The organism is Methylorubrum thiocyanatum (assembly GCA_014138645.1).
In the GTDB taxonomy this organism is placed as follows: Bacteria; Pseudomonadota; Alphaproteobacteria; order Rhizobiales; family Beijerinckiaceae; genus Methylobacterium; species Methylobacterium thiocyanatum.
This window is the reverse complement of the sequence record JACJIB010000002.1, coordinates 117,153-135,088: the sequence shown is the minus strand read 5'-3', so window position 1 is coordinate 135,088 and position 17,936 is coordinate 117,153. Positions and strand designations below refer to the sequence as shown.

The window sequence follows — 17,936 nt, the reverse complement described above, 5'->3', positions numbered from 1 at the left end:
CGGAAACCTACCGCGTCGAGCGCCCCCGCGACACCCTCGTCAGCGCGGGCGCGCCGCCGCCCCGCCCCGGCGCAGCACCAGCGTCGCCCACCCCTCGATCACGCCGGAGCGGGCGAGATGGAAGCCGCGGTGGCGGTAGGTCGAGAGCACGCCGGGCACGTCGCGCTCGATCAGGCCGGACAGGATCAGCACGCCGTCATCGGCCACCACGGCGGTGAGCGTGGGGGCGAGCCGCTTGAGCGGGCGGGCCAGGATGTTGGCGAACACCACGTCGAAGCGGCGGGACCGGTCGGCCAGGGCGTGGCGCACGCCCGGCGCGGTGTAGAGGCGCATGTAGGGCCCGAGCCCGTTGAGCCGGGCATTGCCGTGGGCGGTCGTCACCGCCTCCGGATCGAGGTCTCCGGCCACCACCGGCGTGTGCAGCGCCTTGGCGGCGGCAAAGCCCAGGATACCCGTGCCCGTGCCGACATCGAGGATCCGCGCCGGGCGCCGTTGCTTCAATTCGGCCACCAGGGCCCGCAGGCAGCCAAGCGTGGTGCCGTGGTGGCCGGTGCCGAAGGCGAGCGCCGCCTCGATCTCGATGGCGAGGTCGTTGGCCCGCACCTGATCCCGGTCGTGGCTGCCATGGACGAGGAAGCGCCCGGCGCGGACCGGCTTCAGCCCCTCCAGCGAGGCGCGCACCCAGTCCTGCTGGTCGATGGTCTCGAAGGCGGCCTCGTCCGCTTGCGCGCCGACCACCGGGCGGATCAGGTCGCGGATCATCTCCGCGTCGGGCTCCTCCGAGAAGTAGGCTTCCAGCCGCCACGCGCCGGTCTCCTCCACCTCGAAGGCGGCGACCGCCGTCTCCATGGGATCGAACATCTCGCCCAGAAGCTCGGTCATGGCGCGAGCGGAGGGCTCGTCCGTGATCAGGCGCAGGACGTGCGTGGGTCGGTGCGGCGGCAGACCTTCGAGCATGGGCCGCCCTCTACCACCCTCCCGCCGCCAGGGCCACGCACTTCACGCGCGCCCGCGCCGCATTTGCAAGGCGGCTCGGCTGCATGTCACCAAAAGCACAGGCAAGGCGAAACATGCTTAATCCACAGGCATAATGTTTAATTCGTAGACGAGGTCAGTGGAACCGGCGCCGGGAGGCGGCGTTCACACGATCCGAAGCGTCCCGCCTCGCCCCTCGTCGGCCCCATGGCCGGCGGGGTCATCCCGGTTGCCGGGGCGCGTGCGGGGCGCCTCTTCGAGCCTCGTCCATCAGGCGCCCCATGAGTTTCGTCGCGTCATGACACCCAGATCCGTCCGTCGTCGTTCCCCCGTCATCGTGAAGCGCGAGCCGCGGCCCGACCGCCGCCGCGTCGCGAACGTGGACATCCTCGCTCCGGACACCCTCGAAGCCCCGCTGCCGGGCCCCCTGCTCGTGCTGCTGAGCCGGCTCCACCGCGCCGAGGTCAAGCCGCCCCAGGACATCGATCCGGTCGCCTGAACCCGGCACTGCCATAAGGGGGAACCCCGGCCGGGCCGGGGCACTTCTCTCCCGCACCTCCGGCCCGGCGCCGCGCCGGGCACGCATCGAGAAAGGAGCGGTCGATGGCCGTGATATCGAGCAAGATCTTCGAAGAGGGCAGGGCCGCCAAGACGATGGGCAAGCCCGATTCCGCCAATCCCTACGAGGCGGGTTCCCAGGAGAGCCTGGATTGGCTCGAAGGCTACACCGCCGACGAACCCGAGCCCTCGGCCGCGGGCCCCGACGAGAACTGATCTCGTGTTCGCCTGCTCGAAGCGGACGCCGTCTCAGCACGCGCGCGGCGCTTGAGCGAAGACCCGATCCGCGATCCCGAAGGGATCCACCGGCTCTGGTATGAGGCTTGAGGGACCGACACTAGGACGGTCGCCGACCCGACCGTGCCGGTGCGGGAAACAAGCACAGCGGCGCGCTTTTGAGGAGGGCGGAACGGGTCGCCCCGCTCCGCCCCGCGATGATCAGGACGCGAGCGCGCGCTCCAGCTCACCCTTCGTCATCTTCGAGCGGCCGGGAATGTCCTGCTTGCGGGCGCGCTGCATCAGCTCCGCCTTGGTTGCGCCGCCATGGCCGCCCTTGTTCGAGGTCTTGCCGGACTTGGCCCCGGTGTCGCGGGCGGAGGCCGATTTCTTCGCCACGTCCGCGGGCTGCTTGGAATGCTGCTTGCCCTTGGCGGAATCGGCGCGCTTCTTGGCGGTCGAGCGCGCGTATTCGGAGTCGGACAGCTTCTCGCGCGCCTTCTTGGGAAGGTAGCGCTCACCGGTCTTGCCGCTTTCCTTGCCCGACTTCGTACCCCACTCCTCCTCGGTCCATTGCTTGAGGTGGTTGTCGCCGGTCTTCTTGCCGGCGTAACCGCCGCCCTCCTTTTTGTATTCGCTGGTGGCCATCTGCGCCTTGCGGGCCGACCACTGGCCGGGCTTGCCGCCCTTGGAGGATTGCGTGACCTCCTTCTTGACCTTGTCCCAGAGCTTCGGATCGGTCTTCTTCGCGGTTCCTGACATCGTTTTCGCCTCCTGAGCGACATTCGGCTGTCAACAGAGGGCGTCATCGTGGGTTCCGGCCGCGCCGCGCCGGTCCACCGGAGGATGACGTGGCGGGCCGGATGCGGGCGCAACGGGGCGTTGACAGGGACGGAGGAAGCTTCCACCTCCGCGCCACCGAAGCGTAATTTTCAGGAAGTGCCCGACGCGGCCGGGAGCTCCCTTTGTCACAGCGGCCCGGATCCGGGCCGAGCGAGGATTGTTGCGATGTCCGACGGCGTCAGCCCCCCCAGGGTGTTCATCGATGGCGAGGCCGGCACCACCGGCCTCGGCATCCGCGAGCGCCTGGAGCGGGAGGGCAGGGTGCGCCTCGTCAGCATCCCGCACGAGCGCCGCAAGGATGCGGGTGCGAAGCGCGCGATCCTCGAAGAGGTCGATCTCGTCGTGCTCTGCCTGCCCGACGACGCCTCCCGCGAGACCGCCGCCCTCGCCGACAGCCTGCGAGAGGGCGGCCCGAAGCTGCTCGACGCCAGCACCGCCCACCGCATCGCCCCGGGTTGGGTCTACGGCTTCGCCGAGATGGCGCCGGATCAGGCCGACGCCATCCGCGGCGCCCGCCGGGTCGCCAATCCCGGCTGCTACCCGACCGGGGCGATCGCTCTGTTGCGTCCGCTGGTGGAGCGGGGCCTGATTCCATCGGACCATCCCATCAGCATCAACGCGGTGAGCGGCTATAGCGGCGGCGGCCGCAGCATGATCGAGGCCTACGAGCGCGGGGATGGGGCGCCGTTCCAGCTCTACGGGCTCGGCTTCGGCCACAAGCACCTGCCGGAGATCGAGGCCTATAGCCGGCTGACCCGTCGGCCGATCTTCATTCCGTCCGTCGGCAACTTCCGCCAGGGCATGCTGGTCAGCATCCCGCTGCATCTCGGCGCCCTGCCCGGCCGCCCGGGCGCGGGCGAGCTCGAGGATGCGCTGGCCGACTGGTACGCGGACACGCCGCTGGTGAAGGTCGTGCGCGGCGCCGAGGAAGGCGCCCATCGCGAGCGCCTCGAACCGGAAGCCCTCAACGACACCGACCGGCTCGAATTGCGGGTCTTCGGCTCCGACAGCCATGGCCAGGCGGTGCTGGTCGGTCGCCTCGACAATCTCGGCAAGGGCGCCTCGGGTGCGGCGGTGCAGAATCTCGGGCTGATGCTCGGGCTCGACTGATCCGCCGGCCCAACCCGGCCCGACAATGGACCGGCACCGCGCGACCGGCGCGGTGCCGGACCCGTCGCGGCGCAACGACATCGCGACGAAACCTCGACGAAGCGGCCCGCGATGGCGGCTTTGGCAGCATTGCCCTCGTATTCCCAGACAAGCCGCCAAAGCCTTGCAAGACCGGCCTGCCGACAGCCGGCAAGGATTCAAGTCCTTCGGCGCGCCGCTCTTGCGGCACAGAATTCGAAGCGCCGTTCCACCGGCTCGAAGCCTTCATCCTCGGCCCGGCGCGGAGTGCTTCCAGCGGACCGCCCTGTTGTTTCCGCGCCCTTCCGCATCATGAGGCGGCGGAGGTGAAGATGCGTCTCGCCCGACAACCGGCAGAACCGGGCGCGTTGCGTCGGCACATCCGCGCCCACTAATTTCAAATTCGGAAATCCACAGAAAATACGTAATCCCGCGACAGGGTGTCGCAACCGAGAGGCGTATCGGACTGCCATGCCCGCAAGGTTCGAACCGGCGACGTCACGCTCCGTGCGGAGGGATGAACCGGGCGGTCGATCAAATTTTCAAACCGTTGAAATCGCATGGCTTTCCGCGCAGCGTCAGCATGCAACTTAACATTTGCAATATTTCAACCGGCTGATCGAAGATACCCGGAAGTTGGGCGTAATCATTATCCCGCACAGCTTCACATTGACGTTTTTTCCTTTCGAGCTGCACACAAACACACGTCAGGTTCCATTTTCTTCGACCTGCGCGCATCCGATTTCGCGAACGATGTCTTGCTCCTCGAAGGCCCTGAGCTTACCGTATTGCAGCTAATCCCCACTCACAGAAGATTGCGCCATGGACACCAGTGAACAAGACGCGGAAACAGCCCGCCTCGTTACCCTCACGGCCGACGTTGTTTCTGCCTATGTCAGCAACAATCACGTTCAGAGCGCCGAGCTGCCGAAACTTCTCGGTGAAGTGCACGAAGCGATCCGTACGGTCAGCCTGAGCGGCCGCCCCTCCGCCGAGACCGGCCCGCCCAAGGCGACGCCGCAGGAGATCCGCAAGTCGATCAGTCACGACTTCCTGATCAGCTTCGAGGACGGCAAGCCCTACAAGACGCTGCGCCGCCACCTCACCCTGCGCGGTCTCTCGCCCGAGCAGTATCGCGCGAAGTGGGGCCTTCCCAACGACTACCCCATGACGTCGGCGAGCTATTCCGAGCAGCGTTCCGAACTGGCGCGTGCCCTCGGCCTGGGCCAGCAGCGCCGCCGCGCCGATCCGGAGCCCGAAGTCGAGGCGGCCCCCGAGCCGGTGGCGGCCGAGCCGGAGCCCGCTCCGGAGAAGAAGCGCCGGGCCCCGCGCCGCAAGAAGGAAACGCAGGCCTAAGGCCGGATCCGCTCGGATGACGCGGGCTCGGCAGCGCCGAGCCCGCGATCCGGACGCCCGCTGCAGGCACGCCGGCCTCATCGGAAGGCGTGTCGAACGATCCGCGTGAGACCTTAATCCGTGGTCCGCTGTGGCAACTGCCCTGCGCCAGGACCGATTGAGTCGCCGCGATCGAGCCGGCAAATGCCCACAAGGAGGGCGTTTTGCCGATGGTTTGGGCACAAAAGCAGGTCGTTGCTGCGGATATTCGCTCGGTCGCGCTGCTGTTTCGCGAGCAGGCTGCGGCCTTCGATCGGGCGCAGGAGATGCTCCTCGTCAGCGTGGACGAGGACTGGCCGAAGGTCCGCCTCTGGGTGCGCGTTCCCGAACCCGACCTGCTGACCCCCTATTACGGCTTCAGCCTCTGCACCCGCGCCGATCTGCCCCTCGCCCCCACCCTCGTCGCCGGCTGCCCCGAACAGTTCGGCCGCGTCTTCCAGGGGTGAGACGGCGCCTACACCGTCCGCCGTGACGGGGTGAGGCGCACGCCGGGCGCGGGGCGCTCCAGAAGAACCTCCCGGCGGAAGCGCACCAGCCGCGCCGGGCGCCCGGCATTGCCGCTGGTGAGCGCCTCGGTCTCCTCCACGAGCCCCTGCTGCGCCACGAGGCGGCGGAAATTCTGCTTGTGCAGCCGCGTGCCCGAGAGCGCCTCGACGGTGCGCTGGAGCTGGAGCAGGGTGAAGGCGGGCGGCATCAGCTCGAACACCACCGGGCGATACTTGATCTTGCCGCGCAGGCGACCGATCGCGGTGGCGAGCACCCGGCGGTGGTCGTGGGCCATCGGCTGCCCGGTGATCGCCACGTCGTCGGGCACGGCCGCGCCGGTCTGCCCGTTGGCCTCGGGGATCAAGCCGGCCTCGAACAACAGCTCGTAGCGCTCCAGCACGCGCTCCTCGTTCCAGGCGCCGCCGATGCCGAAGCTGAGGCCGACCCGGTCCTCGCGCAGGCGCCGCAGCTTCGGATCGGCGGCGGCGGCGACCCAGGCCATCAGGCGCGGCTCGATCTCGGCCAGCGCCGGGGGACGGCCCTCGCGAAAATCCTCCCAGGGCAGGTAGCGGTACCAGTTGCGCCACGCGGCCTCGGCGAGACCCGCCGGGCGCAGCTCGCGCACCAGGGCGAGATAGGCCACCGAGAGCAGGTGCACGCCGTGCTGCCCGTCCTCGCGGTCGCGGTCGCCGAAGGTGTAGAGCTGCTCGACATAGCCGAGGCGCTGGTGGGTCTGCTGCTCGACCCAGGCCCGGAGGCCGCGCTCCAGGGTGGCGTGCTCGGGCACCAGCGGCCCGGCGGGCAGGGCGCTCTCGCGGCCCTTGGCTTGGCCCTCGACCTGCACGGTCAGCGCGCGCGGCTCACCGTCCGTCGCCGCGACGATCACGGCCACGAGCCCCACGGAGGAGGCATTGGAGGCGGCGCTGTCCGTGCGCGCCCCCTTGTCCGCCGCGGCGGCAATCACACCCGGTTGGGCCGTGCTCATGCGTTCGTCGGCCTTGCGTCCCTCGTCCCCGGGCATTCCCCGCCCCTTCACCGCTCTTGCCGGATCGGCCCCGGCACCGTCAACGGAACGTCCGGCCTCATCCGCAGGAGTCATTCGCAGAGTTTCCGCCGGCGCTTGCGGTCACGGTCGCCGCGGCAGGCCGATCCTGCTAGACCGGATGGATCAGCGAAGGGGCCACCATGGCGGCCGGACGGGACGGAGGACAGGCATGAGCATCGGAACGGGGCTCGGTTTGTCGCGGCCGTCATCGGCGGGGATCGCGGTCGATCTGCGTCTCTACGGCATCCTCGATGTCGGCGTGCTCGGCGGCGACGGGGCGGCGCTCGCCGCCCTGGCGGCGGAGGCGGTGGCGGGCGGGACCACCCTGCTCCAGTACCGCGACAAGGATTTGACGAATGCCCGGGCGGCGCTCGCGCGGATCCGCGCGATCCACGCGGCGGTGGGCGGCCGGGCGCCGCTCCTCGTCAACGACCGGATCGACCTCGCGCTGGCCGCCGGCGTCGAGGGCGTGCATCTCGGCCAGTCCGACCTGCACCCCGAGGAGGCGCGCCGCCTGCTCGGCCCCCGCGCCATCATCGGGCTCACCGTGAAGACCGGCGCCCAGGCCGACGAACTCTACCGCCTTCCCATCGACTACGCCTGCATCGGCGGCGTGTTCGCCACCACCAGCAAGGACAATCCGGACCCGCCGGTCGGCCTCGACGGGCTGCAGCGGATCGTGTTCCGCGGCCGCCTCGCCCGCGGCCAGGCCCTGCCGCTGGGGGCGATCGCCGGGATCGACGCCAGCAACGCGGCCTCCGTCATCCGGGCCGGCGCCGACGGCGTGGCGCTGATCGGCGCCCTGTTCAAGGGCGGCGCGACCGAGGCCAAGGCGCGGGATCTGCGCGCGCGGGTCGACGAGGCTTTGGCCCAGCGCGGGGGCGCGGGAACCCGCTAGAGCATCATCCCGAAAGGTGGTTTGCGGCTTTCGGAATAAGATGATGCAAAAACAGAAACCTAGCGCCGCCCGGCGAAAGGATCGCCGGTCCGCCGCGGGAATGCGCGTCGGAACGAAGATCTGGACAAAGACCTGGAGAGGCCGGCCTGATGCAATCCGGCCGGATACGGCTCTACAAGAGGCCGACGCCATAAGAACAGACGCCGGGAGACGCCCATGACTGCCATCGCCCTGACCATCGCCGGCTCGGATTCGAGCGGGGGCGCCGGCATCCAGGCCGATCTCAAGACCTTCGCGGCCCTGCGCGTCTACGGGGCCAGCGTCGTCACGGCGCTCACGGCGCAGAACACCCGCGGGGTGCAGGCAATCCACGACGTGCCGGCCGACTTCGTCGCGGCGCAGATCGACTCGGTATTTTCCGATCTCGCCGTGGGCGCGGTGAAGATCGGCATGCTCTCGCGGCCCGAGACCATCCGGGCGGTGGCCGAGGGGCTGCGGCGGCACGCCGCCGGCATCCCGGTGGTGCTCGATCCCGTCATGGTCGCCACCAGCGGCGACCGGCTGATCTCGCAGGAAGCCGTCGAGACCCTGCGCGGCGAGCTGATGCCGCTCGCCACCGTCATCACCCCCAACCTGCCGGAGGCGGCGGCGCTGCTGGGCGAGGCCCAAGCCGGGCACGAGAACGAGGCCGTGGGCCAAGCCAGGCGGCTGCTGGAGCGGGGCGCACGGGCGGTGCTGATCAAGGGCGGTCATGGCGAAGGCCGCGAGAGCGTCGATCACCTCATCAGCGTCGACGGGACGCTGCGCCGGTTCGCGGCCCCGCGGATCGAGACCCGCAACAGCCACGGCACCGGCTGCACCCTCTCGGCGGCGGTGGCGGCCGGACTCGCCCGCGGCCAGGGCCTCGCCGAGGCGGTGGGCGGCGCCAAGACCTACGTGACGGCGGCGATCCGCGCCGCGGATTCCGTGCCGATCGGCCACGGCCACGGCCCGCTCCACCACTTCTTCGCCCTCTGGCAGTAGACCCGCGCGAAGGAGACCTGCCAGGGCAAAACCCGGCCTTCGCCGTCGTTTTGCGTTTGACAGACCAAACGCTCGTTCGGATAACGGAACGCCTTCCGGTGCCCCGCCCACGACGTCGTGATCCGATCCGCCCGTGAGGGGGGCTTTCGGCGCGCGAATGCCCCGGCGGGCACGTTCAGCGGACCGACGTGATGCAGGACATAGCGGCAAGCCTCGAACGCGGACGGCCGAAGGATCTCGCCAGCGGCGCCCAGGTGCTCTCGGGCCAGCTCGGCAAGACGATCCAGCGTCTGCGCAAGGCCTACAACCTCTCGCTTTCCGAACTCGCCGAGCAATCGGGCGTGGCGAAGTCGATCATCAGCCAGATCGAGCGCAACGAGACCAACCCGACGCTGGCCACGATCTGGCGCCTCAGCCAGGCGCTCGACGTGTCGATCGAGCGGGTGCTCGCCACCTCCGACGAGGAGCCGTTCATCGAGCGCTTCTCCCGGGCCGACACGCCGCGTCTCGTCTCCGACGACGGCAAGGTGCGGCTGGCCATCATCGGCTGGATCAAGACCGTCGAGTGGCTGCAATGGTACGACGTCACCGCCGATCCCGGCGGCGTGCTCGAATCCGACGCGCACCAACGCGGCTCGGTCGAGTCGCTGTCGGTGCTGGAGGGCAGCTTCGAGGTCGAAGTGGCCGGCGAGGTGCAGCGGGCCAATGCCGGCGAGACCCTGCGCTACCGCTGCGACCGCCCCCACAGCATCCGCTGCTTCGGCGACGAGCCGGGCCGGGCGACGATGGTGGTGATCATGAAGGCCGCCGTGATGGAGTGATACCGTTTCCGGTGATCGGTTCGGTTCGACCCCGTCCTTCCGGGGCGATGCTAAGCGAGCCCGGAATTCATGACGGGCCGCGACGCCACAATTCGGTGTCGCATCACGGGTGGATCCCGGGTTCCGCTGCGCGGCCCCGGGATGACGGAAAGCGGCACCGAGGCGATCAAGCGGAAACCGTATGAGACGGTTTTCGCGAACCGCGACCCCGCATGAAAAAGGCCCCCGTCGCTCGCATGCGATAGGGGCCTTTTTCATGGAGCGACCGGGTCTATCGCGCTCTGAGGCGGGCTCGGTGAGACCGAACCCGCCTCACGATCCGCGCCTCACGCCTCGTCGAACCGGCCGCTGGCATGCGCAAGCATGGTGTAGACCTTGCCCGTCTCCGAGGTGAGGTAGGCGTCCGCGCGCTTGGTGTCGCGGTCGTTCTTCGTCACCTCGCCGAGCAGCCGCTCGAACTCACCGACATAGCGATCGACCGTGCGGCGGAACTCGGCATCCGCCCGGTAGCGGCGCTGGATCTGCTCGAAGGTCTGGCGCCCTTGCGCCGTGTACAGGCGGCCGTCGAACAGGTTCGCGTCGCCCTGACGGTAGCGCTGCCAGAACTCGACCGAGGCCTGATGGTCCACCATCCGGGCGATGTCGGTCGAGATCGCGTCGAGCGAGATCCGCTCCACCGGACCCTTCGCCTCCGGCGCCGCGGCGGCAGCCGGGGCGGGGACCGCCTCGGCACCGTCGTCGTCGATCGAGGCGCGGGTCAGGAGATCCGACAGCCAGCCGCGGTTGTCGCGGGTGCCGGGCCGTCCCTGGACCGGGCTCGCCGGACGCACGGGAGCGGGCGCGGCGGCCTGCGGCTGAGACCGGGCCACCGTCGGCGCCGCATTGCGGGCCGGCGACGGCGCCGTCTGCGGCGCGGGCGCCGAGACAGGTGCCGAGGCGGGCACAGAGACGGACGCGGCGGCGCGACCGGCCTCGGCGGTGCGGCGCTGCTCGACGGCACGCGGCTGGGCCACATCGACCGAGCGGTTGGAGCGGGCGACGAGCGCCGCCAGCTCGTTCAGCGCGTCGATCTGCTCGGCCACCACGCGGCGCATTTCGCTCGTCGCATCCTGCGTCTCGCGGGGCAGGTCGAGGACGCCGCGCTGCAGGTCGGCGCGGGTCGCGTCGAGCTCGCGGCGGATCTCCGCGGCCATGGCGTTCATCCGCGCGACCGAGTCGCCGAACTGGCCGGAGGCGGCGGCGAAGCTCTCCATCATCTTGGCGGAGGCCGCCTCGATGGCGCTGCGCACCGAGGCGGCCGTGCGGGCGCTCTCCTCGTCGGCGCCGCTGCGCAGGCGCTCGAAGTCGCCCGCCACCGCGGTGCCGGCCTCGCGAGCCGCGCGAGCCACGCTCTCGCTGAGTTCGCGAGCGCGGGCCTCGGCCGCGCGCAGCGTCTCCTCGATCACGCTGCCGAAGCGCCCGGTCTGGGCCTCGATCGCCTGGCTGCGCTCTTCGAGGCGGGACAGCACCGCCTCGACCACGGCTTGGCGGCTCGACAGGCTCTCGGCGAGACGGCCTTCCACCGCCTCGAGGGTGCCGGCAGCCTCGGTGAGGGCGCCGACATGGGTGCCGGTGCGCTCCACCAGGGCCCGGCCGCGGGCGTCCAGCGTTTCGGCGAGGTCGGAGGCCTGGACGAGCGCCCCCTGCGAGGCTTCGCGCAGGGCCACGACCTGGGTCGAGACCCGGTCGGAGGCCTGCGCCGTGTCGGCGGCGACTCGGTCGAGGGCCGACTGGATCTGCTCGACGCGGGCCGCAAGCCCCTGCTCGACGGCGGCGAGGTTCTCGGAGGCGCCGCCGACGAGGTCCTTCAGCCCGTCATTGGCGTTCTCGATCCGGGTGAGGAAGCCGGCGACATCGCGGCGGACCCGCTCATGCGCCTGAGCGACGGTGTCGGCGGAGGCCGCCGCGCCCTCGTCCAGGGCCGCACGAAGCGCCTTGGCCGACTCGACGGTGCGGACGACGATGGCGTCGGTGCGCTCCCGCAGCGCCTCGACCAGCGGGGTGCCCTTGTCGGCGATGAGCCGGTCGAGGGCCTGCTCCCGCTCGGCCAGCGCCTCGGCGAGCGAAGCGGCCGGGCCGTCGATGAGGCGGGCCAACGCCCCATTGTGCTGGTCCATCGTCTCGGCCAGGGCCTCGGCGCGGGCCTGGACCTCGGCGGCGTGGCGGTGGGCGCGCTCCTCCAGCATCCGGCCCATCCGGGCGATGCCATCTTCCACCAGCGCCGCGTAGGCGGTCTGGCGCTCGTCGAAGCGTTCGGCCAGGGCCGCCTGCCGCTCGGCCCGCTCGTCGAGGGCCGCGACCATCCGGGCGGTACCGCCGTCGATGAGGGCGGCGTAGGCCTCCTTCTGACGATCGAACGCCTCGGCCAGCACCGCGTGGCGGCGCGCCCGCTCCTCGAGCGCCGAGACCATGCGGGCGGTGCCCTGCTCGATCAGGCTGGCATAGGCCTCGCGCTGCCCGTCGAAGGCGTCCGTGAGAGCGGCCTGCCGCTGGGCGCGCTCGTCGAGGGCCGAGACGAGGCGGGCGGTGCCGGCTTCGATCAGCTCGGCCACGGCCCGCTGACGCTCCTCGACCGTCTCGGCTTGCGCCGCGTGGCGGTGGGCCCGCTCTTCGAGGGCGGCGACCATCCGGGCCGTACCCTGCTCGATCAGGCCGGCATAGGCCTCGCGCTGCCCGTCGAAGGCTTCCGCGAGGGCGGCCTGCCGCTGGGCGCGCTCGTCGAGCGCCGCAGCGATCCGGGCGGTGCCCTCTTCGACCAGGGCCGCCACGGCCTTCTGGCGCTCCTCGACCGTCTCGAACTGTGCCACGTGCTGGCGGGCACGCTCGTCCAGCGCGGCGACCATGCGGGCCATGCCCTCGTCGATGAGAGCGGCGTAGGCGTCCTGACGCTCGTCGAAGGCATCGGCGAGCGCGTTGGCGCGGTTCGCCACCACGGTGGCGAAGGCGCGCAGGCGGGCGTCGATACGGGCCGTGAAGTCCTCGCTGCGGGTATCGACCGTGCGCGCCAGGGCGGCGGCCTGGTTCTCCACGACCTGTGCGAAGGCGCCACCACGGCGCTCGACCAGCCCGTCGAGGCTCTGCATCCGCTCGTCGAACAGGGCCGCCAGGGCCTGGGTCTGATTGTCGAGCCGGCCGGTCAGGGCGGCCGAACGCTCGTCCACCAGGGTGCCGAGGCGCGCGTGGATCTCGTCGAACAGGGCACGCAACTCCTGCGCCCGCGTCTCGACGGTCTGCGCCACCTGCTGGCCGCGCCCGTCCACGAGGTTGCCGAGGACGCCGAGGCGCTCGTCGAACAGGTTCGCCAGCCCCCGCGTGCGGGCATCGACCTCGCTGGTGGCGCGGCCGATGCCGCCCTCCAGCATTTCGACGAACAGGCGCGCGCCCTCGGTCAGCGCCGCCTGGAGCGGCAGGATGCGGCCCTGGAAGCCCTCGTCGAGACGGCCGGCATGGCCGTCGAGCAGCCCGCGGATCTCGCCGGTGCGGTGGTCGAGGATCTCCTGGACCGTGCGGGTGCGCTCCTCCAGCGTCGTGCGCAGGTCGTCGCCGCGGGCGTCGAGCATGGCGCGGATCTCGCCGGTACGGCTGTCGAGCAGGTCCTGCACCGTGCGGGCCGGCTCCTCCAGGGCGGCGCGCAGGGCATCGAGCCCGGTCTCGAACTCGCCGCGGACATGGCCGGCGCTGCCGTCCACGAGGCCGCGCAGCGTGCCGGTGCGGCTGTCGAGGGTCTCGCGGATCTCGTGGCTGCGGGCATCGAACAGCTCGCGCACCGTGTGCAGGCGCTCCTCCAGGACCGTCTCGAAGGCGCCGAGGCTCGCGTCGAAGGCGCTGCGCACCTGACCGGCGCCGCCCTCCATCAGGCCGCGCAGATCATCCGTCCGGTGGTCGAAGGTGTCGCGGATCTCGTGGCTGCGGGCCTCGAGCAGGTCGCGCACCGTGCGCAGCCGCTCCTCCAGCGCCGTCTCGACGGCGCCGAGGCCGGCTTCGAACTCACCGCGCACGCGGCCGGCGCCGCCCTCCATCAGGCCGCGCAGGTCGTCGGCGCGGCTGTCGAGCAGGCTGCGGATCTCGCCCGCCTGGGCTTCGAGGGCGTGGCCGAGGCGGCCGGTGCCCTCGCCGAGCAGGCCGTCGACCTGCCCGACGAGATCGCGCAGGGCGGCGAGCAGGGCGGTGCCGCGGCGGTCGAGCAGGGCGCCGAGCGAGGCGCCGCCCTGCTCCAGAGCCTGGGTGATCTCGGAGAGGCGTCCGTTGAGGCCGTCGACCGTTGCGCGGCCGCGCTGGTCGAGATCGGCGGCGAGCGCGCCGCCGCGCTCGTCGAACAGATGGTTGAGGCTCTCGGCCCGCTCGTCGAACAGGCGGGCGATGGTCTCGACATGGCCGCCGAGGGCCTCGACCGCGAGGCCGCTGCGGCGCTCCAGCAGGGCGACGAGGTCGCGGATCCGCGTCGTCAGCTCGCCGTCGATGGTGCGGGTGCGGCCCTCGATCAGGCGCACCGCTTCGAGCGCCTGGATGCCGAAGGATTCGTCGAGGGTGCGGGCGCGCTCCTCCAGCGTGCCGCTGATCGAATCGAGGCGCGCGACGACGCCGGTGTCGAGGCGCTCGGCGCCCTCATCGAGGCGGCGGGCGAGATCCTGGGTCGTGCGCTCGAGACGATCGGCGATCTCGGCGGCGCGGGCGGCGAGAACGTCGCCCACGGAGCGGCCGCGATCGGCGATGTCCTGCGCGGAGCCTTCGATGCGCCGGTCGAGGGCGTCAGTGAGGATGCGGTTGCCCTCATCCAGGGTGCGGGCGATCTCGGAGGCGCGCAGCACCAGCGTTTCGTTGAGGGCGTTGGCGCGGGCGCCGAGGCGCGTGTCGACATGGCCGACCAGCGCCGCGAAGCTCTCGCCGATCTCGGTCGCACGGCGGGCGGAGAGGGCTTCCATCTCGCCGATCCGCGCCTCGACCGTCTCGCCGGCGAGGCGGGCGCGCTCGGCCAGGGAGTCCGCCAGGGCATTGCCCTGCACGGCGATGATCCGGTCGATCTCGCCGAGGCGCGAATCCAGGGTGGCGCCGAGGGTCTGCGCGTTGCCAGAGATCCGGTCGGCGAGGATGTCGCCCCGGGCGATGGTCTCCTGCAGAGCGGCGAGGCGGCTTCCCAGCGCCTCGTCCACCGCGCGGGTGCGGCTGTCGGCGGTCTCGGCGAAGGCGGCGTGGCTCTGGTGGAGCGCGTCGCCGACCCGCGAGACGTGGCCGGCGATGGCGAGCGCCACCTCGCGGCCGGCGCCTTCGAGGCGGGCCTGGGCCTCGTCGGACTGGCTGGCGATGAGGGCGGCGGCGCCGCGGCCGTGGCGGCCGAAGCTGTCCTCCAGGGCGCCGAGACGCCCGTCGAGATCGGAGCCGACGCCCTCGGCGGTGCGCGACAGCGCCTGCGCCGCGGCCTCGCCACGGGCGGCGACCTCGTCGCCGAGGCGGTGCAGGGTCTCGCGCAGGGCCTCCAGGGCGGCCTCGGTGCGGCCGGTGACCGCGCCGCCGGCCTGTTCGGCCGCGCGGGCGAGGGCCGCGGTGGTCTCGGCACCCCGGGCGGACAGCTCGCCGCCGATCCGCTCGAGCGTGTCGCGCAGGGTCCGCAGCGACTCTTCCGTGCGGCTGCCGAGCTCGCCGCCGACATGCGCGGCGGTGCGGGCCAGGGCGTCGGTCACCTCGGCGCTGCGGCCGTCGATCTCGTCGCGGACACGGGCCAACAGGTCGCGCAGATCCTGCGCCGACTGGTCGGCACGGCTGCCGATCTCGCCGCCGGCCTGGGCCGCGGCGAGCGACAGGGCGACGCTCGCCTCGGAACCGCGGACGGCGATCTCGTCGGCGACCTGCCGCAGCAGATCCTGAAGGGCGTGCATCGACTGGTCGGTGCGGTTGGTGATCTCGCCGCCGGCATGGGCCGCGGCGAGCGCGAGGGCGCCCGTGGCCTCGGCGCTGCGGGCGGTGAGTTCGTCGGCCATCCGCTGGATCGCGGCGTGAAGCGTCTGCGAGGCGCTCTCGCTGCGGCTGCCCAGCTCGCCCCCGACGCGCTCGGCGGCGGCCTGGAACCGGCCGACCACGTCCTCCGAACGGCTCTCGACGGCGGCGGCGGCCTCGTCGGCGGCCCGGCGCAGGGTCTCGGCGGCTTCAGTGAAGCGCGCGGCCACCGCGGCGGCCTGTGCCTGCGCGGCGCCCGAGGTCTCCTCGGCGGTGTGCAGCATCCGGGCGGTGGACTCGGCGGTGCGCTCGGCGAGCAGCCCGCTGAGGGACTCGGACGCCTCGCGCAGGCGGCGCTCCAGTGCCTCGACGCCGGCGCCGACGGAGGCCGTCGCCGCCTCCGCGTTGCGGCGGATGCCATCCTGGGCCGTGCCGGCACGGGCGTCGAGATCGTCGGCGAGCCGCGCCACCGCCTCGCGTAGGGTGTCGGCGGTGCCGGAGGCGTTGGCGGCGAAGGACGAACCGAGCTCGGCGAGCGCCTGCTCGACGCTGGCGGCGGCCTGCGCCGCGCGGTCGGCCATGAGACCGGCGACGCGCTCACCCGCGGCGTCGAGGTTCGCGGCGAGCGCCCCGCCCTGGACGGCGATCACGTCGTCGACGCGGGTCGCCGCCGACTCGATGCGGCCGGCGAGTTCGAGGCCGCGGCCGTCCATGATCTCGGCCGCCTGGGTGGCGGAGGCGAGGAACCCGTCGCGCACCCGTTCGATGCGGGTGGAGAAGTCGTCGGCGACGCTGCCGGCGGCGAGCGCCAGGGCGGCCTGGGCGTCGCGGCCGCGGCCCTCGATCAGATCGGAGACGCCGGTGCCGGCGGCCTCGATCTCGGTGCGCAGCAGGGCGCCGCGGGCGGCGATGTCCTCGGAGATCGCCGCGCCGGTGGCGGCGAAGTTCCGGCTCAGGCCCTCGCCGGTCTCGGCGAAACGGGCGGTGATCGCGCCGCCGGTTTGGGCGAAGCGATCGGTCAGCTCGGTCCCGCGCGACAGGAAGGCCTCTTCCAGGCCCCTGGTCGAGCGCTCGAAGGTCTCGCGCACGGCGCCGCCCTGGCGGTCCAGCGCCTCGATCAGGCCGGTGCCGGTCTGCGACAGGGACTGGGCGACGGCGCCGGCATTGTCGGCCAGCGTGCGGGTCAGCGCCCCGCCGGTGCGCTCGAAGGCCTGCGTCACCTCGTCGGCGCGCTGCTGCAGCGTCGTGGTCAGGCTGCCGCCGATCTCCTCCAGCCCGCTGCGCACACCCTCGCTGGTGGCGGTGAGCTGGCGGATCAGGTCGTCGCCGCGGGTCGAGACGTTGCCGACCACCCGCTCGCCGACCTCGCCCAAAGCCGCGGTGATCGCCTCGCCACGGGCGTCGAGCGCCCCGGTCACCCGCTCGCCCGCGCCGTTGATCGCCGCGACGATGCGCTCGGCGGCACCCTCCAGCTCGCTCGACAGGTTCTCGTGCGAGCCGGTGATGGCGCCGCGCACCCGGTCAGCGCTGCCGACGATGGATTCGCGCTGGGCGATCAGCTCGTCGACGAGGCTGCGGATGCGGATCTCGTTGTCGGAATAGGCGCGCTCCAGGGTCGAGATCTCGCCGCGCACCAGCGTTTCGAGTTCGCCCGCGCGGGCGAGCGCCCGCTCCACGCCGTCGCCGACGGCGGCGACCTCGCGCCGCACGGTCTGCGACATGGTGAGCACGGCATCGGTCGAGAAGCTCTCCGGCTCGGCCAGCCGGATCGCCACCTCGCCGACGGCGCGGGCGACGAGGCGCATCTCGTGGGCGCGCACCGCCAGCATCGCGGTGATCAGGAACAGCACGATCGGCCCGGCGATGGCGGTGGCCACCACCGCCGCCTGGAGCGCGGTGAGCCCGGTGATGAACGCCTTCAGGTCGCCGCCGGACTGGTTCCAGGCGAGCGCCACGAGACCGTTGAGCCAGAGGAACGAGGCGATGGCAGCGACGAGGTACGGCTTGCGCGAGGGCCGCACCCGCAGGGTCTGCTGCAGGATGCCGATGTTCTGGCGGTCGTCGTTGGCCACCAGCGAGCGGTCGGGCGGCAGGAGCCCGCCCTCGCGGCGCGAGCGCCCGCGCTCCGGCGGCGGCAGGTCGGAGGGCGCGGGGTCGATGTCGAGGGTCGGGGTGCGGCGTCCCCCGGCCTCGGAGAAGGGATCGGCCAGCGGGTCGCCGTCGCCGACATCGGGCAGGCGCGGCTCGACCCGGGCTGTCTCGCCCGGGGCCGGAATGTCCAGATTCAAAGCCTGCTCGATCGCGGAGAGGGCCGCCTCCGCCGGATCCTTCAGCTTCTTCTCGGTGGCCATGCAACGCCTCGTACGCATCGCCGTCCGTTGCAGAGCACGCGCCCTCCGCAGCGGAGACGGATTTACCCGACTAGCCAAGGAACCTTAGTCCCTCGGGACCCGAACCCGATACCCGATCGGATCGGCGCACCCAAGAAACCTTAACGGAATGGTTACCAAGCCAAGGCCCGTGATCGGGCACTCGCCTCAAGTTCTGACGCGTGCAGGCTTAAACCGGTACGCCCCGC

At 71.8% G+C, this 17,936-nt stretch carries 12 protein-coding genes; 8 read left to right on the top strand and 4 right to left on the bottom strand.

The window, feature by feature from the left end; genetic code table 11:
- Positions 1-39 precede the first annotated feature (39 nt).
- A complete protein-coding gene (locus HNR51_RS04395; RefSeq protein ID WP_182554094.1) occupies positions 40-957 on the bottom strand; it encodes a 50S ribosomal protein L11 methyltransferase in 918 nt (305 codons plus the stop codon).
- A 316-nt stretch (positions 958-1,273) separates the two neighbouring features.
- Between HNR51_RS04395 and HNR51_RS04390 the strand changes: the two genes are divergently transcribed.
- Both HNR51_RS04390 and HNR51_RS04385 read left to right on the top strand, forming a co-directional pair.
- Complete coding sequence (locus tag HNR51_RS04390; RefSeq protein WP_012456686.1) at positions 1,274-1,474, top strand: hypothetical protein; 201 nt, start codon at positions 1,274-1,276, stop codon at positions 1,472-1,474.
- 104 nt (positions 1,475-1,578) lie between these two features.
- Positions 1,579-1,749: a hypothetical protein gene (locus HNR51_RS04385; RefSeq protein ID WP_182554093.1), complete on the top strand. Its 171-nt coding sequence runs from the start codon at positions 1,579-1,581 to the stop codon at positions 1,747-1,749.
- 222 nt (positions 1,750-1,971) lie between these two features.
- Here the strand turns inward: HNR51_RS04385 and HNR51_RS04380 are convergent, their stop codons facing one another.
- Entirely contained in the window at positions 1,972-2,511 is a 540-nt protein-coding gene (locus HNR51_RS04380) for a hypothetical protein (protein ID WP_182554092.1), read from the bottom strand.
- A gap of 246 nt (positions 2,512-2,757) precedes the next feature.
- On the opposite strand from HNR51_RS04380, the gene argC reads away from it, so the two are divergent.
- From argC to HNR51_RS04365, 3 genes are all read left to right on the top strand, one after another.
- A complete protein-coding gene (argC, locus tag HNR51_RS04375) occupies positions 2,758-3,702 on the top strand; it encodes an N-acetyl-gamma-glutamyl-phosphate reductase (RefSeq protein ID WP_182554091.1) in 945 nt (314 codons plus the stop codon).
- Positions 3,703-4,542: 840 nt separating this feature from the next.
- Positions 4,543-5,076: a Ros/MucR family transcriptional regulator gene (locus HNR51_RS04370; RefSeq protein WP_012456682.1), complete on the top strand. Its 534-nt coding sequence runs from the start codon at positions 4,543-4,545 to the stop codon at positions 5,074-5,076.
- Between the two features lie 209 nt (positions 5,077-5,285).
- Positions 5,286-5,561, top strand: a complete 276-nt coding sequence (locus tag HNR51_RS04365) for a hypothetical protein (RefSeq protein WP_012456681.1) — start codon at positions 5,286-5,288, stop codon at positions 5,559-5,561.
- Between the two features lie 8 nt (positions 5,562-5,569).
- Here the strand turns inward: HNR51_RS04365 and HNR51_RS04360 are convergent, their stop codons facing one another.
- Complete coding sequence (locus HNR51_RS04360; protein WP_239681461.1) at positions 5,570-6,586, bottom strand: NUDIX hydrolase; 1,017 nt, start codon at positions 6,584-6,586, stop codon at positions 5,570-5,572.
- Positions 6,587-6,815: 229 nt separating this feature from the next.
- On the opposite strand from HNR51_RS04360, the gene HNR51_RS04355 reads away from it, so the two are divergent.
- The 3 genes from HNR51_RS04355 to HNR51_RS04345 all read left to right on the top strand — a co-directional run bounded on the left by HNR51_RS04355 (position 6,816) and on the right by HNR51_RS04345 (position 9,388).
- Positions 6,816-7,544, top strand: a complete 729-nt coding sequence (locus tag HNR51_RS04355; RefSeq protein WP_012456679.1) for a thiamine phosphate synthase — start codon at positions 6,816-6,818, stop codon at positions 7,542-7,544.
- 216 nt (positions 7,545-7,760) lie between these two features.
- Complete coding sequence (thiD, locus tag HNR51_RS04350) at positions 7,761-8,567, top strand: bifunctional hydroxymethylpyrimidine kinase/phosphomethylpyrimidine kinase (RefSeq protein ID WP_182554089.1); 807 nt, start codon at positions 7,761-7,763, stop codon at positions 8,565-8,567.
- Positions 8,568-8,758: 191 nt separating this feature from the next.
- Positions 8,759-9,388, top strand: coding sequence for a helix-turn-helix domain-containing protein (locus HNR51_RS04345; RefSeq protein ID WP_182554088.1), 630 nt, complete (start codon positions 8,759-8,761; stop codon positions 9,386-9,388).
- 326 nt (positions 9,389-9,714) lie between these two features.
- Here the strand turns inward: HNR51_RS04345 and HNR51_RS04340 are convergent, their stop codons facing one another.
- A complete protein-coding gene (locus tag HNR51_RS04340; protein WP_182554087.1) occupies positions 9,715-17,709 on the bottom strand; it encodes an apolipoprotein A-IV repeat region-like domain-containing protein in 7,995 nt (2,664 codons plus the stop codon).
- Positions 17,710-17,936: the final 227 nt, after the last annotated feature.